At 70.7% G+C, this 22,232-nt stretch carries 16 protein-coding genes; 7 read left to right on the top strand and 9 right to left on the bottom strand.

Features of this window, described 5'->3' with window-relative positions; translation table 11 throughout:
* Positions 1-32: 32 nt before the first annotated feature.
* Both VKA86_14030 and VKA86_14025 read right to left on the bottom strand, forming a co-directional pair.
* Positions 33-692 (bottom strand): hypothetical protein, encoded by a 660-nt coding sequence (locus VKA86_14030; GenBank protein HKK72329.1) that lies wholly within the window; start codon positions 690-692, stop codon positions 33-35.
* A gap of 173 nt (positions 693-865) precedes the next feature.
* Positions 866-2,077 carry a class I SAM-dependent RNA methyltransferase gene (locus VKA86_14025; GenBank protein ID HKK72328.1) on the bottom strand — a complete coding sequence of 404 codons (1,212 nt, stop codon included), beginning with the start codon at positions 2,075-2,077 and terminating at the stop codon, positions 866-868.
* A 180-nt stretch (positions 2,078-2,257) separates the two neighbouring features.
* Between VKA86_14025 and VKA86_14020 the strand changes: the two genes are divergently transcribed.
* The 3 genes from VKA86_14020 to VKA86_14010 all read left to right on the top strand — a co-directional run bounded on the left by VKA86_14020 (position 2,258) and on the right by VKA86_14010 (position 5,457).
* On the top strand, positions 2,258-3,364 hold the full coding sequence (locus VKA86_14020; protein HKK72327.1) for an NAD(P)-binding protein: 1,107 nt from the start codon (positions 2,258-2,260) through the stop codon (positions 3,362-3,364).
* Positions 3,361-4,212, top strand: a complete 852-nt coding sequence (locus tag VKA86_14015; protein HKK72326.1) for a phytoene/squalene synthase family protein — start codon at positions 3,361-3,363, stop codon at positions 4,210-4,212. The genes VKA86_14020 and VKA86_14015 overlap by 4 nt, the downstream gene beginning before the upstream one ends.
* Before the next feature lie 228 nt (positions 4,213-4,440).
* Positions 4,441-5,457 carry a chemotaxis protein CheB gene (locus tag VKA86_14010; protein HKK72325.1) on the top strand — a complete coding sequence of 339 codons (1,017 nt, stop codon included), beginning with the start codon at positions 4,441-4,443 and terminating at the stop codon, positions 5,455-5,457.
* Positions 5,458-5,474: 17 nt separating this feature from the next.
* On the opposite strand, the gene tkt is transcribed toward VKA86_14010, so the two are convergent.
* Genes tkt through VKA86_13990 form a run of 4 tightly spaced genes read right to left on the bottom strand, consistent with a single transcriptional unit; the run spans position 5,475 to position 9,677 of the window.
* The gene (gene tkt / locus VKA86_14005; GenBank protein ID HKK72324.1) at positions 5,475-7,475 is read right to left on the bottom strand and encodes a transketolase; all 2,001 of its coding nucleotides are present in this window, start codon (positions 7,473-7,475) and stop codon (positions 5,475-5,477) included.
* A 30-nt stretch (positions 7,476-7,505) separates the two neighbouring features.
* Positions 7,506-7,979 carry a PaaI family thioesterase gene (locus tag VKA86_14000; protein HKK72323.1) on the bottom strand — a complete coding sequence of 158 codons (474 nt, stop codon included), beginning with the start codon at positions 7,977-7,979 and terminating at the stop codon, positions 7,506-7,508.
* Positions 7,980-8,001: 22 nt separating this feature from the next.
* Positions 8,002-8,691, bottom strand: coding sequence for a ribonuclease H-like domain-containing protein (locus VKA86_13995; GenBank protein HKK72322.1), 690 nt, complete (start codon positions 8,689-8,691; stop codon positions 8,002-8,004).
* Positions 8,692-8,693: 2 nt separating this feature from the next.
* The gene (locus VKA86_13990) at positions 8,694-9,677 is read right to left on the bottom strand and encodes a hypothetical protein (GenBank protein HKK72321.1); all 984 of its coding nucleotides are present in this window, start codon (positions 9,675-9,677) and stop codon (positions 8,694-8,696) included.
* Positions 9,678-9,874: 197 nt separating this feature from the next.
* Here VKA86_13990 and VKA86_13985 point away from each other — a divergent pair, with 197 nt between their 5' ends.
* On the top strand, positions 9,875-15,496 hold the full coding sequence (locus VKA86_13985; GenBank protein ID HKK72320.1) for an MG2 domain-containing protein: 5,622 nt from the start codon (positions 9,875-9,877) through the stop codon (positions 15,494-15,496).
* Here the strand turns inward: VKA86_13985 and VKA86_13980 are convergent.
* Positions 15,490-16,413: an enoyl-CoA hydratase/isomerase family protein gene (locus VKA86_13980; protein HKK72319.1), complete on the bottom strand. Its 924-nt coding sequence runs from the start codon at positions 16,411-16,413 to the stop codon at positions 15,490-15,492. The genes VKA86_13985 and VKA86_13980 overlap by 7 nt on opposite strands.
* A 97-nt stretch (positions 16,414-16,510) precedes the next feature.
* Between VKA86_13980 and VKA86_13975 the strand changes: the two genes are divergently transcribed.
* The 3 genes from VKA86_13975 (at position 16,511) to VKA86_13965 (ending at position 20,872) form a co-directional block, all read left to right on the top strand.
* On the top strand, positions 16,511-17,980 hold the full coding sequence (locus tag VKA86_13975) for an aminotransferase class I/II-fold pyridoxal phosphate-dependent enzyme (protein ID HKK72318.1): 1,470 nt from the start codon (positions 16,511-16,513) through the stop codon (positions 17,978-17,980).
* 10 nt (positions 17,981-17,990) lie between these two features.
* The gene (locus VKA86_13970) at positions 17,991-18,635 is read left to right on the top strand and encodes a hypothetical protein (protein ID HKK72317.1); all 645 of its coding nucleotides are present in this window, start codon (positions 17,991-17,993) and stop codon (positions 18,633-18,635) included.
* A 152-nt stretch (positions 18,636-18,787) separates the two neighbouring features.
* The gene (locus tag VKA86_13965) at positions 18,788-20,872 is read left to right on the top strand and encodes a S9 family peptidase (protein ID HKK72316.1); all 2,085 of its coding nucleotides are present in this window, start codon (positions 18,788-18,790) and stop codon (positions 20,870-20,872) included.
* Positions 20,873-21,039: 167 nt separating this feature from the next.
* Here the strand turns inward: VKA86_13965 and VKA86_13960 are convergent, their stop codons facing one another.
* Both VKA86_13960 and VKA86_13955 read right to left on the bottom strand, forming a co-directional pair.
* A complete protein-coding gene (locus tag VKA86_13960; protein HKK72315.1) occupies positions 21,040-21,348 on the bottom strand; it encodes a hypothetical protein in 309 nt (102 codons plus the stop codon).
* Positions 21,349-21,412: 64 nt separating this feature from the next.
* On the bottom strand, positions 21,413-21,877 hold the full coding sequence (locus VKA86_13955) for a DMT family transporter (GenBank protein HKK72314.1): 465 nt from the start codon (positions 21,875-21,877) through the stop codon (positions 21,413-21,415).
* Positions 21,878-22,232 lie beyond the last annotated feature (355 nt).

Raw genomic sequence — 22,232 nt, 5'->3', positions numbered from 1 at the left:
CGTCTGGGTTCGAATGATGATGACTGCGGAGATCAGTTGCCGTAGCGGCCCTTGATCGCGCCGAAGCTGGACTCGTCGTTGTCGATGGTCGAATCGACCTCGAGCGTGCCGTCGACCTGCACGTCGTAGCCCTCGAGCACCTGGGCGCCGGTCTCGCTGGTGAACACGCCGGCGAAGCTGTAGGCGCAGTTCGAGCAGACCGTGGCCAGGGCGCTGCCGCCCGTGGCGTCCAGGTCACCCTCGTAGGCTCCGGTGCCGTCGGCGGTCAGGAAGAGCGTGAAGTTCGTGAAGGCGCCCTCGAACAGCAGATCGCCGTTCTGGAAACTGGCCGGCGCCGTGACGTTCGGGGGATTGATGCCCCAGTCGAAGTCGTTCGAGGGATCCTCGTACATCGACAGGGTTCCACCGGTGTAGGCGATCGTGGTCACGCCGCCCGACTCGAAACTGCCGGTGCTGACGAGGCCGGTGATGACGATCGTCACCTCGGAACCGGGATCCGTCCCGAAGACCGGATCGATGGAGGAGGTGACCGTGAGTACCGTCAGTTCGTCGCCCGGATCGCTGGGGACCAGTCCGCCCGTCTCCCACGCGTATCCCACGTAGTCGACGAGTGCGGTCTGCGCCGAGGCCGGGCTCGAGACGGCGACGAGCGTCAGGATCAGCATCGAGGCGAGTGCATTTCTGAGGACCATGGAGTTCGTTCCTTCACTGGAGGGTCGCGGCGCGGGGCGCCCCGCGCACCGCAGAGGGACAACGGCGAACCGTGGGCACCGGGTTCCCCGGACGGCCCGTCGATTCCCCTCCACGGGTGGTGCCTTCGTCGATGGGGTCGCGGTCGATCGAGCCGGGAGCCGTGCCGATCGAATCATCGAGCGCTCAGGAGAGCGACCGCCTCGACATGGAAAGTGTGCGGGAAGAGATCGACGCCGACCACCCGTTCCAGTCGAAAACCGTGTTCGACCAGGCTCCCGACGTCCCTCCCCAGAGCGGCCGGATCGCACGCAACCAACACGATCCGAGAGGGTTGCAGCTCCGCCAGGGACCGCGCCACATCGGCTCCGAGGCCGTCCCGCGGAGGGTCGGCCAGGACACGATCCACCTGTTTCGGAAGCTGCGCGAAGGCATCGGACACGTCGGTGGCGATCACGTGGATCGAGGTCTTCGCCTCTTCGGCGTGGTGCCGCAGGTCGCGCACCGCCGCCGGGTGGCGCTCGATCGACAGCACGCGACCAGCCCGTTCCGCCAGCGGCAGCGTGAACAGCCCGACCCCGGCGTAGGCGTCGACGACCGTGTGCTCGGGCTGAGGATCGAGCATCTCGAGGGCGAGCTCGACCAGGGCCTCGGCTCCGTCGGTGTTCACCTGGAAGAAGCTCTTGCTGCTGATCCGGAGCTTGTGCGTGCCGACCATCTCGGTGATCTCGCCCGTGCCGGCGGGCACGAGCGGCACGCCGCGTTCGGCGGCCTCGTCCGCGGCGGCGGCGTCGGGCCGTCCCCGGGTCATGGCCAGGCGCTGCGCGGTTCGTGTGCCCACCCGCAGCTCGACCTTGCGTACGCCGGGCAGCGGGGGAAGCGCCTCGTGCCACTCCCGGAGCAGGGGGTGCAGGACTGCGCAGTGGTCGACGGGAACGACCTCGTGCGATCCGGCGCGCAGATAGCCCACCCGTCCCTGGTCGTCGACGCTCAGCGCGACGTGGTTGCGGTAGCCGAAGCCGTCGGGCTCGCCGACGGCTCGTACTTCCTCGACCGGCGGATCGTCGATCCCGGCCAGGTGCTGCAGTTGCCCCCGGAGGATCTCACGCTTCAGGACGCGCTGTCGGTCGAGGGCGATGTGTTGCCACTGGCAGCCCCCGCAGTCGTCGGCGAAGGGACAAGGGGGCTCGACCCGGTCCGGCGACGGCTCGAGCACCTCGACCAGCCGGGCCCGCGCCCAGCGCTTCTTCTGATGCTCGACGTCGATCCGCACGCGCTCGCCGGGGATTCCCCCGCGGACGAAGACGGCGCGGCCGTCGGGAAGGCGGCCGATCGCCTCCCCACCGTGGGCCATGGCGTGGAGATCGACGTCGAAGGTGGTGCTCATGGAATCGTGGCCTCGGCTGCGGAGCGCCCCCGCGGCTCGAAGCGGCGCGGGGACGGCATGGTAGGCCCGTGTCGACGTCGTGGCGACCCCGGGGCTGTTCCTCCGCCGCGCTTCTGCTAGCATCGCCAGCCCGGTCGTACTCCGCCCCTCCGTCCCCCTTCGATCGTGCGAGGCCCCGAGGTGTCCACCGACCGTGAGTCCGAACGCCCGGTGCGCGTGGCCGGTGGCGGCCCCGCGGGTCTGGCCGCGGCGATCGAACTCGCCGGCCGTGGTATGGCCGTCGAGGTCCACGAACGCCACCAGCGCGTGGGCGGACGGTTCGACGGAGACCACCAGATCCTGCCCGTCTTCGGCGACGAACCCCAGGGTCCGGCGCTGTTGGAGACGCTGGCCGTCGACGGACTGTCGGTCACGCCCCTGAGCCGGGCCCGCTTTCTCGACGCCGACGGGCACGTGGTCGAGGCCCGGAGCCGTGAGCCCTACGCACTGCTGATCCGACGCGGCCCGGAGCCGGGGACCCTGGACACCGCCCTGGCCGAGCGGGCCCGACGACTCGGAGTCACGATCCACACCGGCCGTGCGCTCGGGGACGGCCGGGCCGACGTGCTCGCCACGGGTCTTCGCCGGGTCGACGGCCTGGCGATCGAACGCATGTTCCGCACGAATGCGGACGACCGCGTCGACGTCCTGCTCGACGAGGAGCTCGCCCCGGGCGGATACGCGTATCTGTTCGTGGATCGTGGCGAGGCCACGCTCGGAATCGCGGCGCTGGGTGCCTTCCGCGATCTGGGGGCGCGGCTCGACGAGGCGCGCCGGCGATTCGCCGCCATCGAGGACTTCCACGAGGACGGCGCCCGGTCGGCCGCCCACGGCATGAACTTCGGTCTCCCCGCGACGGCACTCGACGCCGGCCGACCCCGCGTGGGCGAGGCGGCCGGCTTCCAGGACTTCCTCTTCGGGCTCGGGCTGCGCATGGCCCTGATCTCGGGGCGGCTGGCCGGACGCGCCCTGGCCGAGGGGGGCGACTACGACGCGCTGTGGCAGCAGGACATCGGGAGCCGCATGCGGACCAGTCTGGTCGATCGGTGGCTCTACGAGCGCGGCTGGGTCCGCCGGGCCCTGTTCGCCCGGCTCGAGCGGGACGACCTGCGCGACACCCTCACGCGACTGCAGCGCGATCACTGGGCCAAGCGTGCGGCGGGTCCCTGGATCCGACGGGCGCGGCTGCGACGCGACGACCGCCGGGACTTCGTTCCCCGTGGCGCGGCCGGGCAGGGGGCACCATGACCGATCTGACGGCAGCCTACGCCGAGTGTGCCCGGATCACCCGGAGCCGGGGCGCGAACTTCTCGGTCGGGTTCGAGGAACTGCCCGAGGCCAAGCGCACCGCCGTGCAGGCCAGCTATGCCTTCTGTCGCCTGGCCGACGACCTGGCCGACGAACCCCTGCTGCGCGCCGATCCCCGGCGTCTGCTCGCCGAGTGGCGCGCCGAACTCGCGGCCGTCTACCGTGGGCGGGCCCGGCACCCCGTCGGCGTCGCGCTCACCGACACGGTCCGCCGCTATCCCATCGCACGGCGCTGCTTCGACGACCTGATCCGCGGCTGCGAGCAGGACCTGCGCTTCCGTGCGCCCCAGCACCTGGCCGCCCTCCGCCGCTACTGCGATCTGGTCGCCACGCCCATCGGCGAGATCAGCCTGTCGATCTTCGGTGGCACGCGGGCGCGCCTGAGGCCCCTCGCCCGGCATCTGGCCCACGCCCTGCAGTGGACCAACGTCCTGCGCGACGTGCGCGAGGACGCCGAGCGCGGCCGGGTCTACCTGCCCGCGGACTGGTGCAGCCAGGAAGGAATCGACGGCGATGTGTTGAGTCCGGCCACCCGGGCTGCGCTCTTCCGCGTGATCGGACGCGGCGTCCTCGTCGCCCGCGACCACTACGACGCCGCGCGCGAACTGGCCGACGGTGTGGACCCCGATGCCCGGTCCACCGTGCGGCTCATGGTCGGTGTGTACCGCGAGATCCTCGATCGCATCGCGGCCGACCCCGCCCGTGTGCTCGACGAGCGTGTCGGTCTCTCCGACGACGAGAAGCTCGCCCTGGTGCAGCGCGAGCGCCGGGCCTCGGCCTCGGTCTGATCCCTCCGGAAATGGCGTGAACACGGGATTGTGGCCGTGTCGCGGTGGCGGGGATACCCGGGCGCGCCCAAGGGGCTGTGGGCGCGACGATCGGGCATCAAGTCCCCTGTCCGTGGTGCCGAAGACCTCGAGGAACCGACGCCACCGACCGACGCCACCGTGCGCGAAGCCGGAATGGCGCCGACGAGTCGGCCCCGGCTGCACGACTCGCTCTCGAGGAACGACGACGTGAAGATCCTGATTGCCGAAGACGATCCCACCAGTGCTCTGCTGTTGAGGAAGACCCTGGAGTCCGACGGCTACGACGTCGTGGCCACCGCGGACGGGGTGCAGGCCCTGGCCACTCTACGGGCCCAGAGCTTCGACGCCGTCCTGACCGACTGGATGATGCCGAACATGGACGGCATCTCGCTGGTCCGTCGGGTCCGGGCCGAGTTCCACGAGCCCCCGCCGATCCTGGTGATCACCGCGCTCAGCAGTGCCGATGCCCGGCAGCACGCGCTCGAGGCCGGCGCCGACGACTACCTGGCCAAGCCCTACCAGCCGAAGAGCATCCTGCAGCGCCTGCGCGACTGCATCGAGAGGGCGCACCAGCCCGCGCCGTCGCCCGGGACCCTGCACGCGGTGCAGGCCCCCGCGGCCCCGCCCTCGCATGTCGGCGTGGGGATCGCCGCGAGCACGGGCGGACCGGAGGCCCTGCGCACGCTGTTGCCGTCGCTCGACCCGACGCTCAACGCCGCGTACCTGCTCGTGCTGCACGGACCCGACTGGATGCTCGAGACCTTCACCGAGCGGGCGGCGGAGCTCACACGGGTCACCGTCCGGCTGGCCGCCGACGGCGATCGGGTCGTGCCCCGGACGCTGTACGTGTGTCCGGGCGACCGGCACATGAAGGTCGAGGCCTCGGGGCCGTCGATCGTGCTGACCAACGAGCCGCCCGAGAACTTCGTACGCCCGGCGGCCGATCCGCTCTTCCGCACGCTGGCGACCGTCTACGGACCGCGCTCGGTGGCGGTCGTGCTCACCGGCATGGGTCGCGACGGGTCGATGGGGGCCCAGCAGGTGCACGCCGTCGGAGGCCAGGTGCTCGCCCAGGACCCGGTGACCGCGATCGCCGCGTCCATGCCCCGTACGACCATCGGGCTCGGCCTGGTCGACCGGATCGCTCCGATCGACCAGATCGGTGCCATGCTCGCGAAGTCGGCGCGGATCGCCGACCGGGGGGTCCAGCCGACCGGCGCCTGAGGCCTTCGCGCCGGACCTCAGCCGTCCAGCAGACCGCGGACCGCGTCGACGACGCGGTCCGTCGTCATTCCGAGGCGTTCCATCACCTCGTCGCCCGGTGCCGAAGCGCCGAAGCGTTCGATCGACAGAACGGTCCCCCCGTCGCCCACGTAGCGGTGCCATCCCTGCGCCACGCCCGCCTCGATCGCCACGCGCCGGCGCAGCGTCGGGGGCAGGATCCTCTCGCGGACGGGGTGGTCCTGCTCGTCGAAGAGCTCCCACGAGGGCATCGACACCACGCGTGTGCCGATTCCCTCTTCCCGCAGACGCTCGTGCGCCTCGACCGCGAGGTGGACCTCCGATCCCGTGGCCAGCAGCAGCGCCTGGGGATCGTCGGCGTCCCGTACGATCCAGGCGCCCCGGGCCACGCCCTCACGGGCGGCCTGCGGCTCGCTGACCGTGGGCACGCCCTGACGGGTGAACACCAGCGCCGTGGGGCGTTCCGTCTGCTCCAGGGCGACCTTCCAGGCCGCCGCCGTCTCGTTGGCGTCGGCCGGGCGGATCACCAGCAGGCCCGGGATCGCCCGCAGCGCGGCCAGGTGTTCGATCGGCTGATGCGTCGGTCCGTCCTCCCCGACCCCCACGCTGTCGTGCGTGAACACCGAGATGAGCGGGATCCGGCTGAGCGCGGCCAGACGCAGTGGCGGTCGCATGTAGTCCGAGAACACGAAGAAGGTCGCCGTGAACGGCCGGACTCCGCCGTGGTAGAGCATGCCGTTGGCGATGGCACCCATCGCGTGCTCGCGCACGCCGAAGTGTACGTTGCGTCCCGCGCCCTCGCCGAAGTCGGTCTCGTCGGTGAGTGTGGTCTTGGTCGATCCGGAAAGATCGGCGTCGCCGCCCAGCAGCCAGGGAACGCGCTGGGCGAGTGCGTTGAGGGCATCGCCGTTGGCCTTCCGCGTGGGCACGCTCTCCCCCATCGAGTATCGCGGAAGCGTCGAGTCGAAGCTCGCCGGCAGTTCCCCGCGCGTGGCGGCGGCGAGCAACGAGGCGCGTTCGGAATCGACCTCGGTCCACTGGCCCACCGTGTCGCGCCAACGATCGTTGCTCTCCGATCCCCGGGTGGCGATCTCGGTGAAACGCGCGGTCACTTCGGTGGGAACGTGGAAGGGGTCCTCGAACTCCCAGCCCAGGGCCTTCTTCGTGGCGGCGGCCTCGTCGGAGCCGAGCGGACTTCCGTGCGCCGACGACTTGCCGGCCTTGGCGGGTGAGCCGAAGCCGATGGTCGTCTTCACCACGATCATCGACGGTCGTTCGGTCTCTTCACGTGCCGCGGTCAGGGCACGGTCGATGGCCTCGAGATCGTGGTCGCCGTCCTCGACGGTCTGCACGTGCCAGCCGTAGGCCGCGTAGCGCGCGGCCACGTCTTCGTCGAAGTGCATGTCGGCCGGACCGTCGAGCGTGACGTCGTTGGCGTCGTACAGGTACGTGAGACCGCCCAGTCCCAGGTGCCCGGCCAGCGAGCCGGCCTCGGCCGACACGCCCTCCATGAGGTCGCCGTCGGTCACGAGCGCCCAGGTGCGGTGGTCGATCACGGTGTGGTCGGAGGTGTTGGCCTTCGCCGCCCACCAGCGTTCGGCCATGGCCATGCCCACCGCGTTGGCCGCGCCCTGGCCGAGCGGGCCGGTCGTCGCCTCGACGCCCACGGTGTGGCCGAACTCGGGGTGGCCGGGTGTACGGCTGTCCCACTGTCGGAAGGCACGGATCTCGTCCAGCGACAGGTCGTAGCCGCTCAGGTGCAGTAGCGCGTACAGGAGCATGGACCCGTGCCCGCCCGACAGGACGAAGCGATCGCGGTCGAACCACTGGGGGTCGGTCGGGTCGTGGCGCAGGTGGCGCGACCACAGGACGTAGGCCATCGGCGCAGCCCCGAGCGGCATCCCCGGATGTCCGGAGTTCGCGTTCTCGACCGCGTCGATCGCCAGGGCACGGATCGCGTTCACGCAGAGCAGGTCGGTGTCGTCGAAGGGTCGCGTCACGGTGCACCTCGTGGGCTCGGGGATTCGGAATCAGCCGTCGTCGATCAGCGACGACGGTGCCTCGACACAGATCGCATGGCCGGTCACGGTGACTCTTCCTTCGGCCAGCAGTTCGATGTCGACGACGACCTTGCGGCCCTTCACCTCGACGGGTCGGGCGCGCAGTTCGAGTTCCACGCCCAGCGGCGTGGGCGCGCGGTAGTCGACCTCGAGGCGCGCCGTGACGAAGCGGCGGATGGTGTCGGCACGCAACGGATCGCCATGCGCGTGTGTGGCCGCGGCCGCGGCGGTGCCGGTGGCGTGGCAGTCGACCAGCGACGCCAGCAGCCCTCCGTACACGTAGCCGGGGACCGCGGTGTGCTCGGGGCGCGGCGTGTAGTGGCACACCGACACGTCGCCTTCCCACCGGCTCTTGATCTGCAGGCCCTGTTCGTTCAGCCGGCCGCAACCGTAGCACTGGGCGTAGGGTTCCGGGTAGAGGTCCTGGAATGCGGGTTCGGTCATGGTTCTCCGGGTGCGGTCGGGGTCATCGGCCGAGCATGGGGCCCCACAGCTCCGCGGTCTTCTCGGCCAGGCGGGCCGTGGCGACGACGTCGCGTGCGCAGTACTCGACGATCTCGCCGGTGCGGCCGGCGGCGAAGGCCTCGCCCACCTCGGCCCCGGCCACCGAGCCGTCCTTGGGGCTGGAGGCGCCGATCGCCTGGGTCCAGGCCGACAGGCCGAAGGGGCGCGTGGCCCGGAACATCGACAGCACGTCCTGCAGATCCAGGTGGTTGCGGTCGAGGAAGAAGCGCGGTGGCATGAGATTGGCGCGGATCGGGACCTCTCGCACCAGGGAGCGTTGCATGAGGAAGGGTACGTCGAATCCCCGACCGTTGTAGGTGATCACCCGGCGGAAGGGCACGATCCGATCCCAGAAGTGCGTCAGGATCGCCGCTTCGTCGCCACCGATCACCTCGAAGCGGGTGTCGTCGGGCAGGTCGAGGTCACCGAGCGCTCCGTGCTCGTCGTCGTGGAGCAGGACACCGCGACCGGACGCCGGGTTCAGCATTCCGATCACGACCACCCGGGCCGACAGCGCGTACAGCCCCAGGCGTTCGCGCCAGGCATCGGGGCCGTCCGGGTCGGACTCCTCGCGCAGCTTGTCGACGAAGGCGGGTGGGATCTCGGCGTCGGGCAGAGGGGCGGTTTCGATGTCGAAGACGCAGTCGGACACGATCACCGTCCTGCGAGCACGGGAACGCCGTCGAGGTCGTGGTACCAGGTCCAGATCTCCTCGAAGACCTCGTCGGACAGATCGCCGGCCCAGGGCAGACCACTGGTGTTCCCCAGTGTCGGGTGCGACGACAGATCGAGCCGGTCGACGCGCATGCCGCGCTCGGTCATCCAGCGCACCACGTGCTCCTCGCGCTCGATCTGTTCCTCGTCGGCGGCGGGTGTCCGGATCACCAGCACCGGCAGGCCGTCCAGGTGCATGGGTTCGCGCACGCGGTAGTCGGAATCCATGTCGGTGAGGAGGCCGGCCCAGTACGCCGGCTGATCGTCCTCGTGGTTCGCCACGAGGCTCTCGGCCTCGGCCTGCGTCAGGTCCAATCCCTCGCGCAGCACGCCGTGTTCGGGACCGAAGCCCCAGGTCACCCACGGGTGGTTCGGATCGCGCCGTCGTTCGAGCACCTCGTGGGGCGTGAGATCGGTCATGGGTTGCGCGCCCTGCGGGCCGATCGGGTCGATCAGCACCATGGATGCGGCCACCGAGGGATCGAAGCTGCGGGCCCGGACGGCCATCCCGGCTGCGTCGCCGTGCGCGATCATCGTGCCGGCCTTGGTGGCGAAGCCGATCTGGTAGACGCCGAAGAGACCCGTTTCGAGGATCCGGCCGAAGTCGCGATCGGGCGGCGCCGGGGCCTTTCCGCAGCCCACGCGATCGAGCATGAAGGCGCTGTAACCGCGCGCGCGCGCCATGCGGCCCCACGAGGGCTCTCCGTTCGGCCGCTCGCGGAAGCCCTCGGCCGAGAGACCATCGCCCGGAATCATCGCGAAGACGGGAACGCCGACGTCCGCGTACTCCACGTAGGTCCACGACCGGTAGTTCATGTCTCCCGAGGGGATCTCGGGCATGTCGGCCAGGGTCTTCTGTTGAGCGTGGGCGGCCGGGGCCGTGGCCAGCGCGACGAGGAGCAGGGTGAGGATCGACGAGCGCATGATGGACCGATCGCTCCGGGAGAACCGGGTGGAATGGAGAGGAATCGTCCCGTGGACGGGACGGAACCGTCGGCAGAAGGTAACAGGTGCACGCGGCCCTGTCGTGGGAACGGGGCCGGGTCGGGAATGGACCACCGGGTTCGGACGTACATCCCGGTGACCACGCCCACAGCCTCCGACCCGAAGAAGGAACGACCATGGTCCCCGTTCGCCACCCGTCGTTGCGTCCGCGCCCGCTGTTCGTGCTCGTCGCCGGGCTCCTGCTCGGTGGCGTCCTGTTCATGGCGACGAATCCGGGACTCCTGCCCGGGCCGCGGGAGGCCGACGCCCGCTCGAAGGATCCCGCGGTCGTCTTCGAGGCCGCCGTCGAGGACTTCCGTAACGGCGAGTATCGCGCGGCCCGCGACGCGCTCCGGGGCCTGGAACAGGCACCCGAGGGCGTCGAACCGCGCCGGTTCCGCTGGTTGCGGGCCGCGGCCACCCTGCGTCAGGCGGAGCGCGAGGCGGAGCCCTCGGCCGAGCGCCGCACCGAGGCACGGCAGGAACTCGAGCGCCTGGCCCTGGAACCCAGGGACGCCTGGGGCGCACGCGCCTACGCCGAGCTCGTGCGTTCACGCGACGCCGCGACCCTGCCCGGACCGATCGAGCCCGTGCTGGACTTCTGGGAGCGTCGCACCGACATCGAGGCGGCGATCCCGGGCTACGCCGATCTCGCCCGCGCGCTCCTTGGTTCCCGTCCTTCGCACCGGGGGGCGACTGCGCATCGCGCGACGCTGGAGCGGATCTGGTCGAATCTGGTGTCGGCCTCGGCTCCGGACACGCTGATCGAAGACCTCGGGGTGCGTCTCCTCGGCATCCGGTCGGGACCCACGCCGGATCTGCGTGGGGGGGCGGTGGCGATCGGTGGTGAGGGCGACCTCGAGGCCCGCGTGGCCCGCGATCTGTTGCGCCGGACCGACGACCCCTGGGTACGGGCCCACGCTGCGCTCGTGGCCGGCCGTGTGGCCCAGCGCCGGGGTGATCTGGTCGCCGCCGTCGGCTACTACGAGCGCGCCGTCGACGCCGTGGACGTGGCCGATGGACTGGTCGCACGCGAGGCACGTCGGCGGCTGACCGAACTGCGCAGCCCGGCCATCGAACTCACCGGCAACGAGCTGTTCCGTCCCGGTTCGCACCACCGGCTCGGGCTCCACTGGCGGAACCTGGCGGGGTGGGATCTCGAGCTGCGACGGATCGACCTCGACGACGACCTGCGCCCGGTCTCCGAACTCGGAAGCGCTTCACGGCTGCACGAGCTGATCGTCGCCGACGCCGGCGAGGTCGTGTGGTCGCGCCGCACCGACGACGCCGTCGAGCAGAGGGCGCGTGAGGACGGGCCGGCGCGGCGGCAGCGTCACCAGCGACGTTCCGAAGCGCAGTGGATCGATCCACTCGACCCCGGCGTTTACGTGCTCGTCGCGCGGGGCCGCGTGTTCGACGGCGACAGGGCACCCGAGCCCGAACGCCTGGCCTTCGTCGTGAGCGCGCTGGGTGTGCTCGATCGTGCCTACCGGCCGGCCGGTCGTGACGACACGGTCCGCGAGCTGTGGGCGGTGGACATGAGCCGCGGCGAACCGGTGGCGGGTGTCGAGCTGGACGTCGCCCGTGGGTCCTGGGAACGCGGTGGCAACGCGCGCCGCATGGTCTGGCGAAGCGAACGCGTGCGCACCGCCGACGACGGGCGGGCCTTCGTGTCGGTGGGCGACCACGCGCGCGCGATGATCGTCCACGGCGAACACGGCGGACATCCGATCCTCTTCGCCGGCTATCCGCACGGCCGCGGCTGGACGGCTCCGGCGCGGAGCTTCCGGTCGCTCCTGTGGACCGATCGGCCGCTGTACCGGCCGGGCGAGACCGTGCATCTGCAGGGCTTCGTGCGCGAGCTCGCGGTGCGTGCGCGTCGGGTCGACGTGCCCGCCGGCGACCGCGCCCGGGTGACGATCGTCGATCCGAACGGCGAGGTGCAGCTCGAACGCACCGTGACGCTCGACGACAACGGATCGTTCGAGCTCGACCACCGCGTGCCGGCGTCGGCGATGCTCGGCAACCATCGCGTGCAGGTGGTGGCCACCGACGACGGGCAGTGGTCGGACGCGGCGATGTTCGAGGTGGGCGAGGTCCGACTGCCCGAGTTCACCGTCGACGTCGCGCTCGACCGCGAGCGTCGCTATGTGCTCGGCGACACGCTCGAGGTCGACGTCGAGGCTGCCTATCTGTTCGGCGGGCCGGTGGCCGGCGACGTGCGCGTGACCGTGACGAAGCGCCCTGTGTTCGAGATCCCCTGGCCGTGGCCGCAGCCGCGCTGGCGTCCGATCGAACCCACCGGGTCGGCCTCGCGTCTGCGGATCATGCCCCCGGGTGGATCGCAGGGCGAGACCGTGCTCGAGGAACGGCTGGTTCTCGACGACGAAGGCCGCGCCACGCTGCGCGTGCCGACCGACCCCGACGACACGACCGATCGTTCTCTGCGCTACCGGATCGAGGCCACGGTGACCGACGTCTCGCGTCGGCAGGAGCGCGGCTCGGGAACGGTGACGATCGGCCACACCGAACTCACCGCGCGGCTCGCGCCGGAACGATCCGTAGTGGCGCCCGGCGATCGCGCCGCCGTGCGCCTGCGAATCGTCGACGCCATGCAGCGCGGCGTGGCCCACGAGGGGACGTGGGAGTTGCGCCGTCGCGACGAGGACGGCACCGAACGCTCGCTGATGCAGCGCACGATCCGCACCGACGACGACGGCCACGCCACCATCGATTTCGAACCCGAACGCACCGGTCGTTACCGCGTGGTCTTCCGCGGCGTCGACGGCCGCGGCTACGAGATGGAAGCGGAGACCACCGTCTACGTGGCCGACCCGCGCACGCGCGACATCCCCTCGGTCGACAGCGCCGTGCAGTTGATCGTGGAGCAGCCCGAGGTGCTCGGCGACGTCGCGCGCGTGTTGCTGCTGTCCGAGACGCCGGGCGCGTCGGTGCTGTTGAGCCGCGTGCACGCCGGCGGCACCGAGGCCGAGGTCGTGCGCTTGAACGGAACCTCGCGTCTCCTGGAGATCGAACTCGACGACCGGCACCGTCCCGAATTCGAGATCCAGGCCACGCGCGTGGGCGACTTCCGCGTGCACCGGGCGTCGGTGACGGTGGTCGCGCCTCCGGCGTCGAAGCTGCTCGACCTGGAGCTGGAGTTCGCCGGCGAACACTTCGCGCCCGGCACCGACGCGTCGCTGCGCGTGAAGGCCCTCGACGCCAACGGTGATCCCGTGTCGACGACCTTCTCGATCGCGGTGGTCGACCAGGCGCTGCTCGAGGTCGCCCCGCGCCCGCGACTCGATCCCCTGCAGGAACTGCGGGCCTTCCCGCGCGAGCGCGCGGCCGTGCCGCAGTCGATGGCCGCGCGCCACGGCGGGTACGTGGAGCTCGAGCCGGGCGACGAGGACGAGGAGGTGGCCGACATCGGGCAGAAGGGTGGCGGCATGCAACGGCGCGGAACTCGGATGATGGAGGCGAGCGCGGCCCCCGACGCCTTCGACGTCCGTGTGGCCCGGTCGGTCGCCGACGACGTGGGAGCCGCGGAGCCGTTCACCCCCGCCTCGGTCCGCACCGACTTCCGCACCACCGTCCTGTGGCGCACCGGCGTGACCACCGATGCCGACGGCGAGGCCACCGTCGACGTGCCGCTGGCCGAGTCGCTCACGCAGTGGAACGCCTTCGTCCTGGCCGTCGATCCGCAGACCCGCGTCGGCACGGCGAAGACCACCACGCGCACGCGCAAGCCGATGATGGTGCGCCTGCAGCATCCGCGCGTGTTCCGGGCCGACGATCGCTTCACGGTGGCGGCGATCGTGCACAACGAGACCGACACCGAGACGAAGGCGGCTGTCCAGCTCGAGGTCGAGCGGTTGACCGACGGCCCTCGGGTCGAATCGGTGCTCGTGCCGGCACACGGACAGGCCCGCGTGGACTTCGACCTGGGCGTTCCCTTCGAACTGGGGTCCTTCGAACTCGTCCGCGACGAGCAGGGACGGATCACCGGCGTGGAACCCGGAGCGGTCGACGTGCAGGTGGCGGTGCGCAGCGAGCAGGGTGAGGACGCGATGCGCCGCACCGTGGAGCTGCTGCCCTTCGGGACCGGACTGCACGTGGCCTCGGTGCGCGAGGTCGGACCGGGCCGGGCGTCGATGTCCTTCCCGTCGATCGACGAGCGCCTGCCGGGCAGCGAGGTGGTCACGCTGACGGTCGCGCCCACCATGCTGTCGGCGGCCATCGATGCTCTGCCCGCGCTGGCCGACTATCCCTACGGCTGCGTCGAGCAGACGCTGTCGCGCTTCGTGCCCGCGGTGGCCGTGCGCGCGGTGGTCGAACGGCTGGGTGTGCGCAGTGATCGCTTCGATCCCGAGCTCGACGCCAGGATCGCCGACGGTCTCGATCGCATCGCCGCCCTTCAGAACGGTCAGGGCGGTTGGAGCTGGTGGGGTGGCCGCGACCGGCCGACGCACCCCTACGTGACGGCCCACGTGCTCGTGGCGTTGGCCGAGGCTGAAGACGCGGGCGTCGACGTCGACCGCGAAGTCCTGCGCCGTGGTCGCGAAGCGCTCCGGGCCGAGATCTCCCGGATCGAGTCGCGTTCCGACGACCTGTCCTATGCACTCGTCGCGCTCGCCCGCGCCGACGTCGCGTTGCACGGCGACGCGCGCCCCGACGACGCCATGCGCCGCTGGGCGAACGATCTGCTCGACCGCCGCGACGAGCTCACACCCTACGCGCGGGCGCTGACGGCGATCGCCCTGCACCACTTCGGGGCGAGCGACCGTGCCGCCACGCTGCTGCGCACGCTCGAGAACGACGTGCGCCTCGATCCGGACGTCGACACCGCGCACTGGGGTGTGACCAGCAACTACTGGTGGCGTGGCCGCGGTGCGGTCGAGACCACGTCGTTCGCGCTGCAGGCCATGGTCGAGATCGATCCCGACCATCCGCGTCGCGACGCCGTGGCCCGGTGGCTGGTGCTCAACCGTCGCGGGCACCAGTGGGACAGCACGCGCAGCAGCGCGCACGCGTTGTACGCCCTGTGCGATCACCTGCGCGGCAGCGACGAGCTGACGCCCGACTACACCTTCGTGGCCCGCCAGGACGGCGACGAACTCGTGCGGGTGCGTGTGCGTCCGGACGAGGTGGTCGACGGCGGCGGCCGCTTCGCGCTTCCGGCCACGGTGCTCGACGGCGGCGCCCTCGAGCTCGAACTCGAGGGCACCGGCCGCGCCTATGTGACCTACGAGGCCGACGCCTTCAGCCGCGCGCGCGAGATCGAGGCGGCGGGCAACGTGGTCCGCATCGAGCGCGAGGTCGTGCGTCTGGATCCGCGCCGGACCCTCGGTGCCGGTGTGGTCGACTTCGAGGTTCCGCTCGACGACGGCGACACCGTGCGCAGCGGCGACCGTCTGCGCGTGCGGCTGCGTCTGGACCTCGACCACGACGTCGACTTCCTGATCGTGGAGGATCCGCGTCCGGCGGGCGCCGAGCCGCTCGAACAGCGTAGCGGCTTCACGTCGTTCGGCCGGACGTCGGGCCACCGCGAGGTGCGCGACGACCGCACGGCCTTCTTCCTGGACGCATTGTCCGAGGGCGAGCACGTGATCGAGTACGAGCTCGTGGCCGAGTCGCCGGGTGTGTTCCACGTGGCGCCGGCGCGGGCGATGGCCATGTACCTGCCCGACGTGGCGGGACACTCGACCCGCACGTCGCTCGAGATCGTGCCGAAGCCCGACCGGTCGACGGCTCAGTGACCGTGGAAGCGGGTGGCGCGGCGCCCGGCTGCGCTCGCCCGCATCCCCGCCAGTGCGTCGCGGGTCGCGTAGACCGTCGCCAGTTCGTCGACCTCGCGCTGCAGTCCTTGCTCGAGTTCGGTCTCCGTCGACAGGTGGAGCAGGGTGTCGGCCACGCGCAGCGCCACCGGAGCCCGGCGGGCGACGCGGCGCAGGGCGCGCTGCAGATCGGGGGGATCGTCTGGACGGGGCCCGCCGCAGAGTTCGGGCAGGGTGCGGTGTTCGAAGGCGCGCAGCAGGGCGTCATCGAGTCCCTCGCGGCGGTGCGGCGCCCGCGCGACGCGTGCGGCCCGACACGCGCTGGCGGTGGCGGCCGTCCGGTCGTCCTCGTCGTCGAGGCCGTCGACCAGGCCCAGGGTGCGCGCGCCGGCCGCGCTCACGTAGGTCCCGGTGAGGATCGCCCAGCGGGCGGCCGCGAAGCCGATCCGCCGCGGCAACCGCTGCGTTCCCCCCAGCGCGGGATGGATGCCCAGGCCCGTCTCGGGCAGGCCGATGCGGGCGTCGGGCGTGGCCACGACGGCGTCGCAAGCGGCGATCCACTCGGCTCCGGCGCCGGTGGCGAAGCCGCGCACGCGGGCCAGCGTGCGTGGGCGTGCGGAGTCGAGCCGCCGGAGGAAGCCCTGGCCGTTGCGCACGAAGTCCTCGATCGCCGCCAGGTCGTCGGCTTCCATGCGTTCGACCACCCACCGGCCGTCGACGCCGACCAGGAAGTCGTCGCCCTCGTTGTCGAAGGACACGAGTTCCAGGTCGTCGCGTGTGTCGACGGCGTCCCAGGCCCGGTGCAGGGCGTCGACCAGCGGGCCGTCGAGGTGACGCCGGCCGCGGATGGTGATGCGTGCCAGCGGCGGGCGGATCTCGGTGCGGACGAGGTCCTGCATGCGGGGGCTTCCGGGGAGGGGTGTGGGTCGTCAGGCGTCGCGGCTGCCACTACCATCGGGACGACCGAACGTCGGCGACCGAACGAAGGACCTGCGCATGGACGAATCCGTCGAGACCAACGACATGCACCCCGACGAGTTGCGGCGGCACGCCCACGCCGTGGCCGACTGGATCGCCGACTTCGTCGGCCGCGTCGAGGACCTGCCGGTGCTCGCCAAGGTGCGCCCGGGCGAGGTCTCGGCGCAACTTCCCGCGCGGGCTCCCGAACACGGCGAGTCGATGGACACGATCCTGGCGGACTTCGACCGTCTGATCGTGCCGGCCACGACGCACTGGAACCACCCCGGCTTCCACGCCTACTTCTCGAACACCGGCAGCGGTCCGGGCATCCTGGCCGAGACGCTGATCGCCACCCTGAACGACAACGCCATGCTCTGGCGCACCGGACCGGCGGCCACCGAACTGGAACTCCGTACCTGTTCCTGGGTGCGCGATCTGTTGGGGATTCCGGAACGGTTCGAGGGCCACATCGAGGACACGGCCAGCACGAGCACGCTCGTTGCGCTGGCCGCCGCGCGGCACCGGATCACCGACGGCGCGGTGCGCGAGAAGGGCCTCGCCGGGCGTCCGCCCCTGCGCGTGTACTGCAGTGAAGAGGCACACAGCTCGGTCGAGCGGGCGTGCATCGTGCTCGGGCTGGGCGTGGAGGGATGCCGGCGCGTGGCCGTCGACGACGACTTCCGCCTCGACCCGGCGACCCTGCGCGCGGCGATCGCCGAGGACCGCGTGCACGGCGTGGTCCCGATGGCCGTGGTGGCGACCACGGGCACGACCTCGACCACGTCGGTCGATCCGGTGGCGGCCATCGCCGACGTGTGCGCCGAGGAAGGCCTGTGGTTGCACGTCGACGCGGCCTACGGTGGCGCCATGGCGGCGAGCGAACGCTTCCGCTGGGTGCTCGACGGCGTCGACCGCGCCGACAGTCTGGTGGTCAATCCGCACAAGTGGCTGTTCGTGCCCATGGACTGCAGCGTGCTGCTCTACCGCGATGCGAGCGCCTTCCGCGCCGCGTTCTCGCTGGTGCCGCCCTACCTGATGACGCCCGAGGACGACGTCGCGCGCAATCTCATGGACTACGGCGTGGCGCTCGGCCGCCGCTTCCGATCGCTGAAGCTGTGGTTCGTGCTGCGCTGGTTCGGTCGGGACCGGATTGCGGCGTTGATCGAACACCACGTCGACCTGGCCGCTGTCTTCGCCGGCTGGATCGATGCGAGCGAGGACTGGGAACGCCTCGTTCCGGCGCCCATGAGCACGGTGCTGTACCGCCACGTGCCGCCCGCCATGGCCGGCGACGAGGACGCGCTGCGGGCGCACAACACCGCGATCATGGACCGATTGAACGAGGACGGCCGTTCCTTCGTGTCGCACACCGTGGTCCAGCGCGGCGGCGACCCGCGCTTCGCCCTGCGCATGGCCGTGGGCAACGCGCGCACCCAGCGGCGGCACGTCGAAGACCTCTGGGAACGATTGCAGCGCATCGCTGGCGAGGTCGCGACGACGGCCTAGCCTGTTGGCCATGAGTGCCGCGCCCGGCCTTCGCAGCCATTCCCTTCCCATCGCCCTGGTCCCGTCGCAACACGAAGGCACCGGACCGATCCGCAACGCCAGTGCGTCGTTGCTGTGGATCGACCGTCCCTTCGCGGTGACCGTCGCGCACGTCGTCGACGAGTGTCTCGAGCGCTTCCGCAGCGATCCCGGCGCCGAGGTGTGGCTCGGGAACATGAAGGTCGACGACCTCTCCGACCGGCTGCTGTGCATCGATCGACGACACGATCTGGCCACGCTACGGCTCGAGCCCGAGGAGCTCGTGCACCTCGGCGACGAATGGACCTTCCACAACCCCCTCCACTGGCCGGCACCGGCTGCCGAACCGGGGGATCGCGTGACCGTCCTGGGATTCCCGCAGGACCAATGGCCGGCGCAGGTGCAGTACTCGTTCGTGGTCGAGAAAACCGTGGCGCGTCGCTTCTCGGCGTTGATGGAGGGCGCGGTCATGCCGGGGCGGCTGGCCGGACTGTGCGGCGGGCCCGCATTCCGTCTGCACGGAGCCGAGGCCCAGTTCGTGGGCGTGGTGACCGAGGCTCTGTTCCACAACGAGGTGATCCGCTGCCAGCACGCCCGGCACGTGGACACCTGCGGCCAGGTCCGGCCGGGCGACTGAACCCCTTCCGGTGTCGCAGGTTCCGCAGCGTGGCGAGTTGCTCCGCGCGCGGGGCCGTCCTACCCTTTGGATTCCGAATCCGAAGGCCGGAGACCCTCGTCAGGGCCCGCCGAACAACCCTTTCTGCCCCACTCCCATCCGAAGGAAACGCCATGCGGAATCGATTCCGTGCGTCGCTCACGATGGCCCTCGCGCTCGGACTGACGTTCGCCGCGTCGAACGTGCAGGCCCGCGGCATGACGCCGTTCGACGTCGCCAAGATCCAGTCGGTGCGTTCGGCCGCGATCTCGCCCGACGGCAGCCACGTGGCCTACACGCTCAGCGTGCCCCGCGAGCCGATGGTCGACGACAACGGTCCGAACTGGGTCGAGCTGCACGTCTACGACGTCGAGGCCGGCGAGAGTCGTCCCTTCGTCACCGGCGAGGTCAGCGTCAGCAGCGTGAGCTGGACGCCCGACGGCTCGCACGTCGCCTTCCTCTCGGAGCGCGAGGGCGACGACAACCGCTCGCTGTACGTGATCAGCGCGAGCGGTGGCGAGGCCCGCAAGATCCTCGAGCACGACGAGAGCATCGCCGAGTACGCGTTCAACGACGACGGCACCCGCGTGGCCTTCCTGGCGCGCGAGGGCGAGACCGAGCGCGAGGAGGAGCTCGAGGAACAGGGCTTCGACATGGAGTTCTACGAGGAGAACATCAAGAACAATCAGCTGTACGTGGTGAACGTCGACCTCGACGACTTCCGCACCGACGGTGACCTGGACCCGCGCCACATCGAGCTCGAGGGACATCCCGACGACCTGCACTACCGACCCGGCCACGACCACGTGCTCGTGAGCATCGCCGAGGACTCGCGGATCGACCTGCACTACATGTTCCGCACGTACACGCTGGTCGACCTGGTGACCGGCGACATCGCCGGCCAGATCGAGACCGAGGGCAAGCTGGGCCAGGCGGCCTTCAGCCCCGACGGCGAGCACGTGGCGTTCATCGGTGCCGTCGACATCCACGATCCCGCCGAGGGACAGCTCATGGTTGCCCGCGCCACCGGCGGCGAGCCGACCAACCTGATGCCCGGTGTGGAGGGTCACGTGAACGGCGTCGCGTGGAGGGACGACGACACGATCCTCTACCTGCTCGACAGCAACGTGCACACGCAGGTGGGCGAGATCGCCGCGAGCGGCGGCGAGCCGAACGTGCTGGTCGACGAGGGCCAGCCCGTGCTCCTGTCGATGAGCGTGACCGACGACGGCGAGCACATGGCCTTCGTCGGCGAAAGCCCCGAACATCCGGGTGAGGTGTTCGTGGGTCGCACGGCACAGGATCCCGAGCGGGCGACCGTCCACAACGAGTGGCTGAGCGAGATCGACCTCGGCGACCAGACCGTGCACACCTGGACCGCGCGTGACGGCATGGAGCTGCACGGCATCCTGATCCAGCCGGTCGACTACCAGCACGGCGTCGTCTATCCGCTGGTCGCGGTGATCCACGGCGGACCCGAGGCCCATGAGCGCAACGGCTGGAAGACCTGGTACTCGCGTCCCGGGCAGTACATGGCCGCGCAGGGCTACTTCGTGTGGTACCCGAACTACCGCGGCAGCACCGGCCGGGGCTATGACTTCACCATGACCAGCCAGGGTGATCCCGGCGGCAAGGAGTTCGACGACGTCGTCGACGGCGTGAACGACCTGATCGAGCTGGGGATGGTCGAAGAGGGCCGCGTGGGCATCACCGGTGGCAGCTACGGCGGCTACGCCAGCGCCTGGGGTGCCACGAAGCTCAGCGAGCACTTCCAGGCCAGCGTGATGTTCGTCGGCATCAGCGAGCAGTACTCGAAGTTCGGCACCACCGACATCCCGCGTGAGTCGCAGCTCGTGCACCAGAACCCGCGCAAGGTCTACACCGACTGGGACTTCTTCCTCGAGCGCAGCCCGATCTACCACGCCAAGGGTAGCGAGACCCCGTTGCTGATCCTGCACGGCAAGGACGATCCGCGCGTGCACCCGACCCAGTCGATGATCATGTACCGGTACTTCGAGCACATGGCCGACGCGCCCGTGCGCCTGGTGTGGTACCCCGGCGAGGGTCACGGCAACCGCAAGGCCGCCGGCAAGCTCGACTACTCGCTGCGCCTGCAGCGCTGGATGAACCACTTCCTCCTCGAGGACGGCGAGGAGAAGCCGTCGTACGAGCTCGACTACGAGGAGCTGAAGGAGGAGATGATGGGCAGCAGCGACTGAGGTCGCGGCTCGTCATCGTCGGTCCAGGGGAACGGGGCTCCGCGGTGGCGGGGCCCCGTTCTGCGTGGGTGCGCTTCGGCGGCGGAAGTCGGGCTCGGCGGACAGCGCTTCCGCGGCGGAAGTCGGCTCCGCGCGCCGTCCGGTCGGTTCATCCCCCGTGAATCGATTCAACGCTTCGCCACGAACCCCACCGCGTCGACGAAGAGCTGGTCGAGGTCGGCGTTCCAGACCTCGCGATCGCTGTACTCGGCGGCCATGTTCAGGCTCACGACGCGGCCGGTTCGAGCCCAGGTGACCACGCTCGCGCCCGAGCGGCTGCCACGGACCAGCTGCGTCGCGCCCGACTTCGGGGCCACGATCGAGTACTGGTTCGACGACTCGGTCCCGAAGCTCGACGGCAGGTTCTCGGTGACCGGATGGTCGACGAGCACGTTCCACGTCTCGGACCCGTTGCCGTACGAACCGCCGTAGCGCACCGGGAGGATCGTCTGCAGGACCTGGTGGTAGCCGGAGCGCGCTGCAGCTGTTGCTCGCGACGCCCTAACCCCGCACCACCAGCGTAGCGCCCACGACCAGCATCAGCGCGCCGCCCACCCGCGCCCACGAGATGGCCTTTGCCTGCAGCCCCAGCAGCCCGAAGTGGTCGAGCAGCATGGCCGCGACGAGCTGCGCGGCGATCAGCGTGGCGAAGAAAGCCCCGGCCCCGATCTTCGGCGTCGCCCACGCCGCCGTCGTGACGAAGAGCGCGCCGAGCGCGCCGCCCACGACCCACAGGTGCTTCGGCACTCGCGCCACCGTCTCGCCCGACGGCACGCTCCCGTCGCGGATCGTCATCGCCGTCACGATCGCGAGCAGGACCACGGTCCCCGCCACGAAGTTCACGAGCGCGGCCCGGAAGGGCGATCCGAGCAGGCCGGCGAGCTGGCCGTTGAAGGCCGGTTGGCTCGCTACCGCCGCGCCGGCGACGACGACCATGGCCACGGGGAGGATGACGGACGGGTTCATGAGCGACTCCTGAGAGGGTCGGAAGGGGCATGCGGGGACTGCGGCCGAAGGCTCCACGCTAGTGGAGGTCGAGAGGATGTGCATGGGGGTGGACCCACCGGGTCCACATTCCCGAGGACCGGCCGAAGTGCTCCGACGTCGTGACACCTGTGGATGTTCCGCGGGGAAAGTCGGTCGCTTCCGCCGCGGAAGTCGGGATCCCGCAATTCTTCCCCGCCGCCTTCCGCACCGGAAGTGGGTGGTTCGCCCAAGCGACGTGAGTGCGGACGATCGTTCGCAGCACGTATCGGTGCGAGGGGCTCGAAGGGGAAGAGCCCGTACGCTCGACGTCGACGACGCGGGCAGCACCCGACCC

Source organism: Candidatus Krumholzibacteriia bacterium (genome assembly GCA_035268685.1).
GTDB lineage: Bacteria > Krumholzibacteriota > Krumholzibacteriia > JAJRXK01 > JAJRXK01 > JAJRXK01.
Note: the sequence above shows the minus strand (reverse complement) of the source record. Positions and strands in the feature narration are given on the sequence as shown.

Coding starts and splice junctions, on each gene's coding strand:
- VKA86_14030 (HKK72329.1), bottom strand. CDS start 692: ATGGTCCTCAGAAATGCACTCGCCTCGATGCTGATCCTGACGCTCGTC.
- VKA86_14025 (HKK72328.1), bottom strand. CDS start 2,077: ATGAGCACCACCTTCGACGTCGATCTCCACGCCATGGCCCACGGTGGG.
- VKA86_14015 (HKK72326.1), top strand. CDS start 3,361: ATGACCGATCTGACGGCAGCCTACGCCGAGTGTGCCCGGATCACCCGG.
- VKA86_14000 (HKK72323.1), bottom strand. CDS start 7,979: ATGACCGAACCCGCATTCCAGGACCTCTACCCGGAACCCTACGCCCAG.
- VKA86_13990 (HKK72321.1), bottom strand. CDS start 9,677: ATGCGCTCGTCGATCCTCACCCTGCTCCTCGTCGCGCTGGCCACGGCC.
- VKA86_13985 (HKK72320.1), top strand. CDS start 9,875: ATGGTCCCCGTTCGCCACCCGTCGTTGCGTCCGCGCCCGCTGTTCGTG.
- VKA86_13980 (HKK72319.1), bottom strand. CDS start 16,413: ATGCAGGACCTCGTCCGCACCGAGATCCGCCCGCCGCTGGCACGCATC.
- VKA86_13975 (HKK72318.1), top strand. CDS start 16,511: ATGGACGAATCCGTCGAGACCAACGACATGCACCCCGACGAGTTGCGG.
- VKA86_13970 (HKK72317.1), top strand. CDS start 17,991: ATGAGTGCCGCGCCCGGCCTTCGCAGCCATTCCCTTCCCATCGCCCTG.
- VKA86_13965 (HKK72316.1), top strand. CDS start 18,788: ATGCGGAATCGATTCCGTGCGTCGCTCACGATGGCCCTCGCGCTCGGA.
- VKA86_13955 (HKK72314.1), bottom strand. CDS start 21,877: ATGAACCCGTCCGTCATCCTCCCCGTGGCCATGGTCGTCGTCGCCGGC.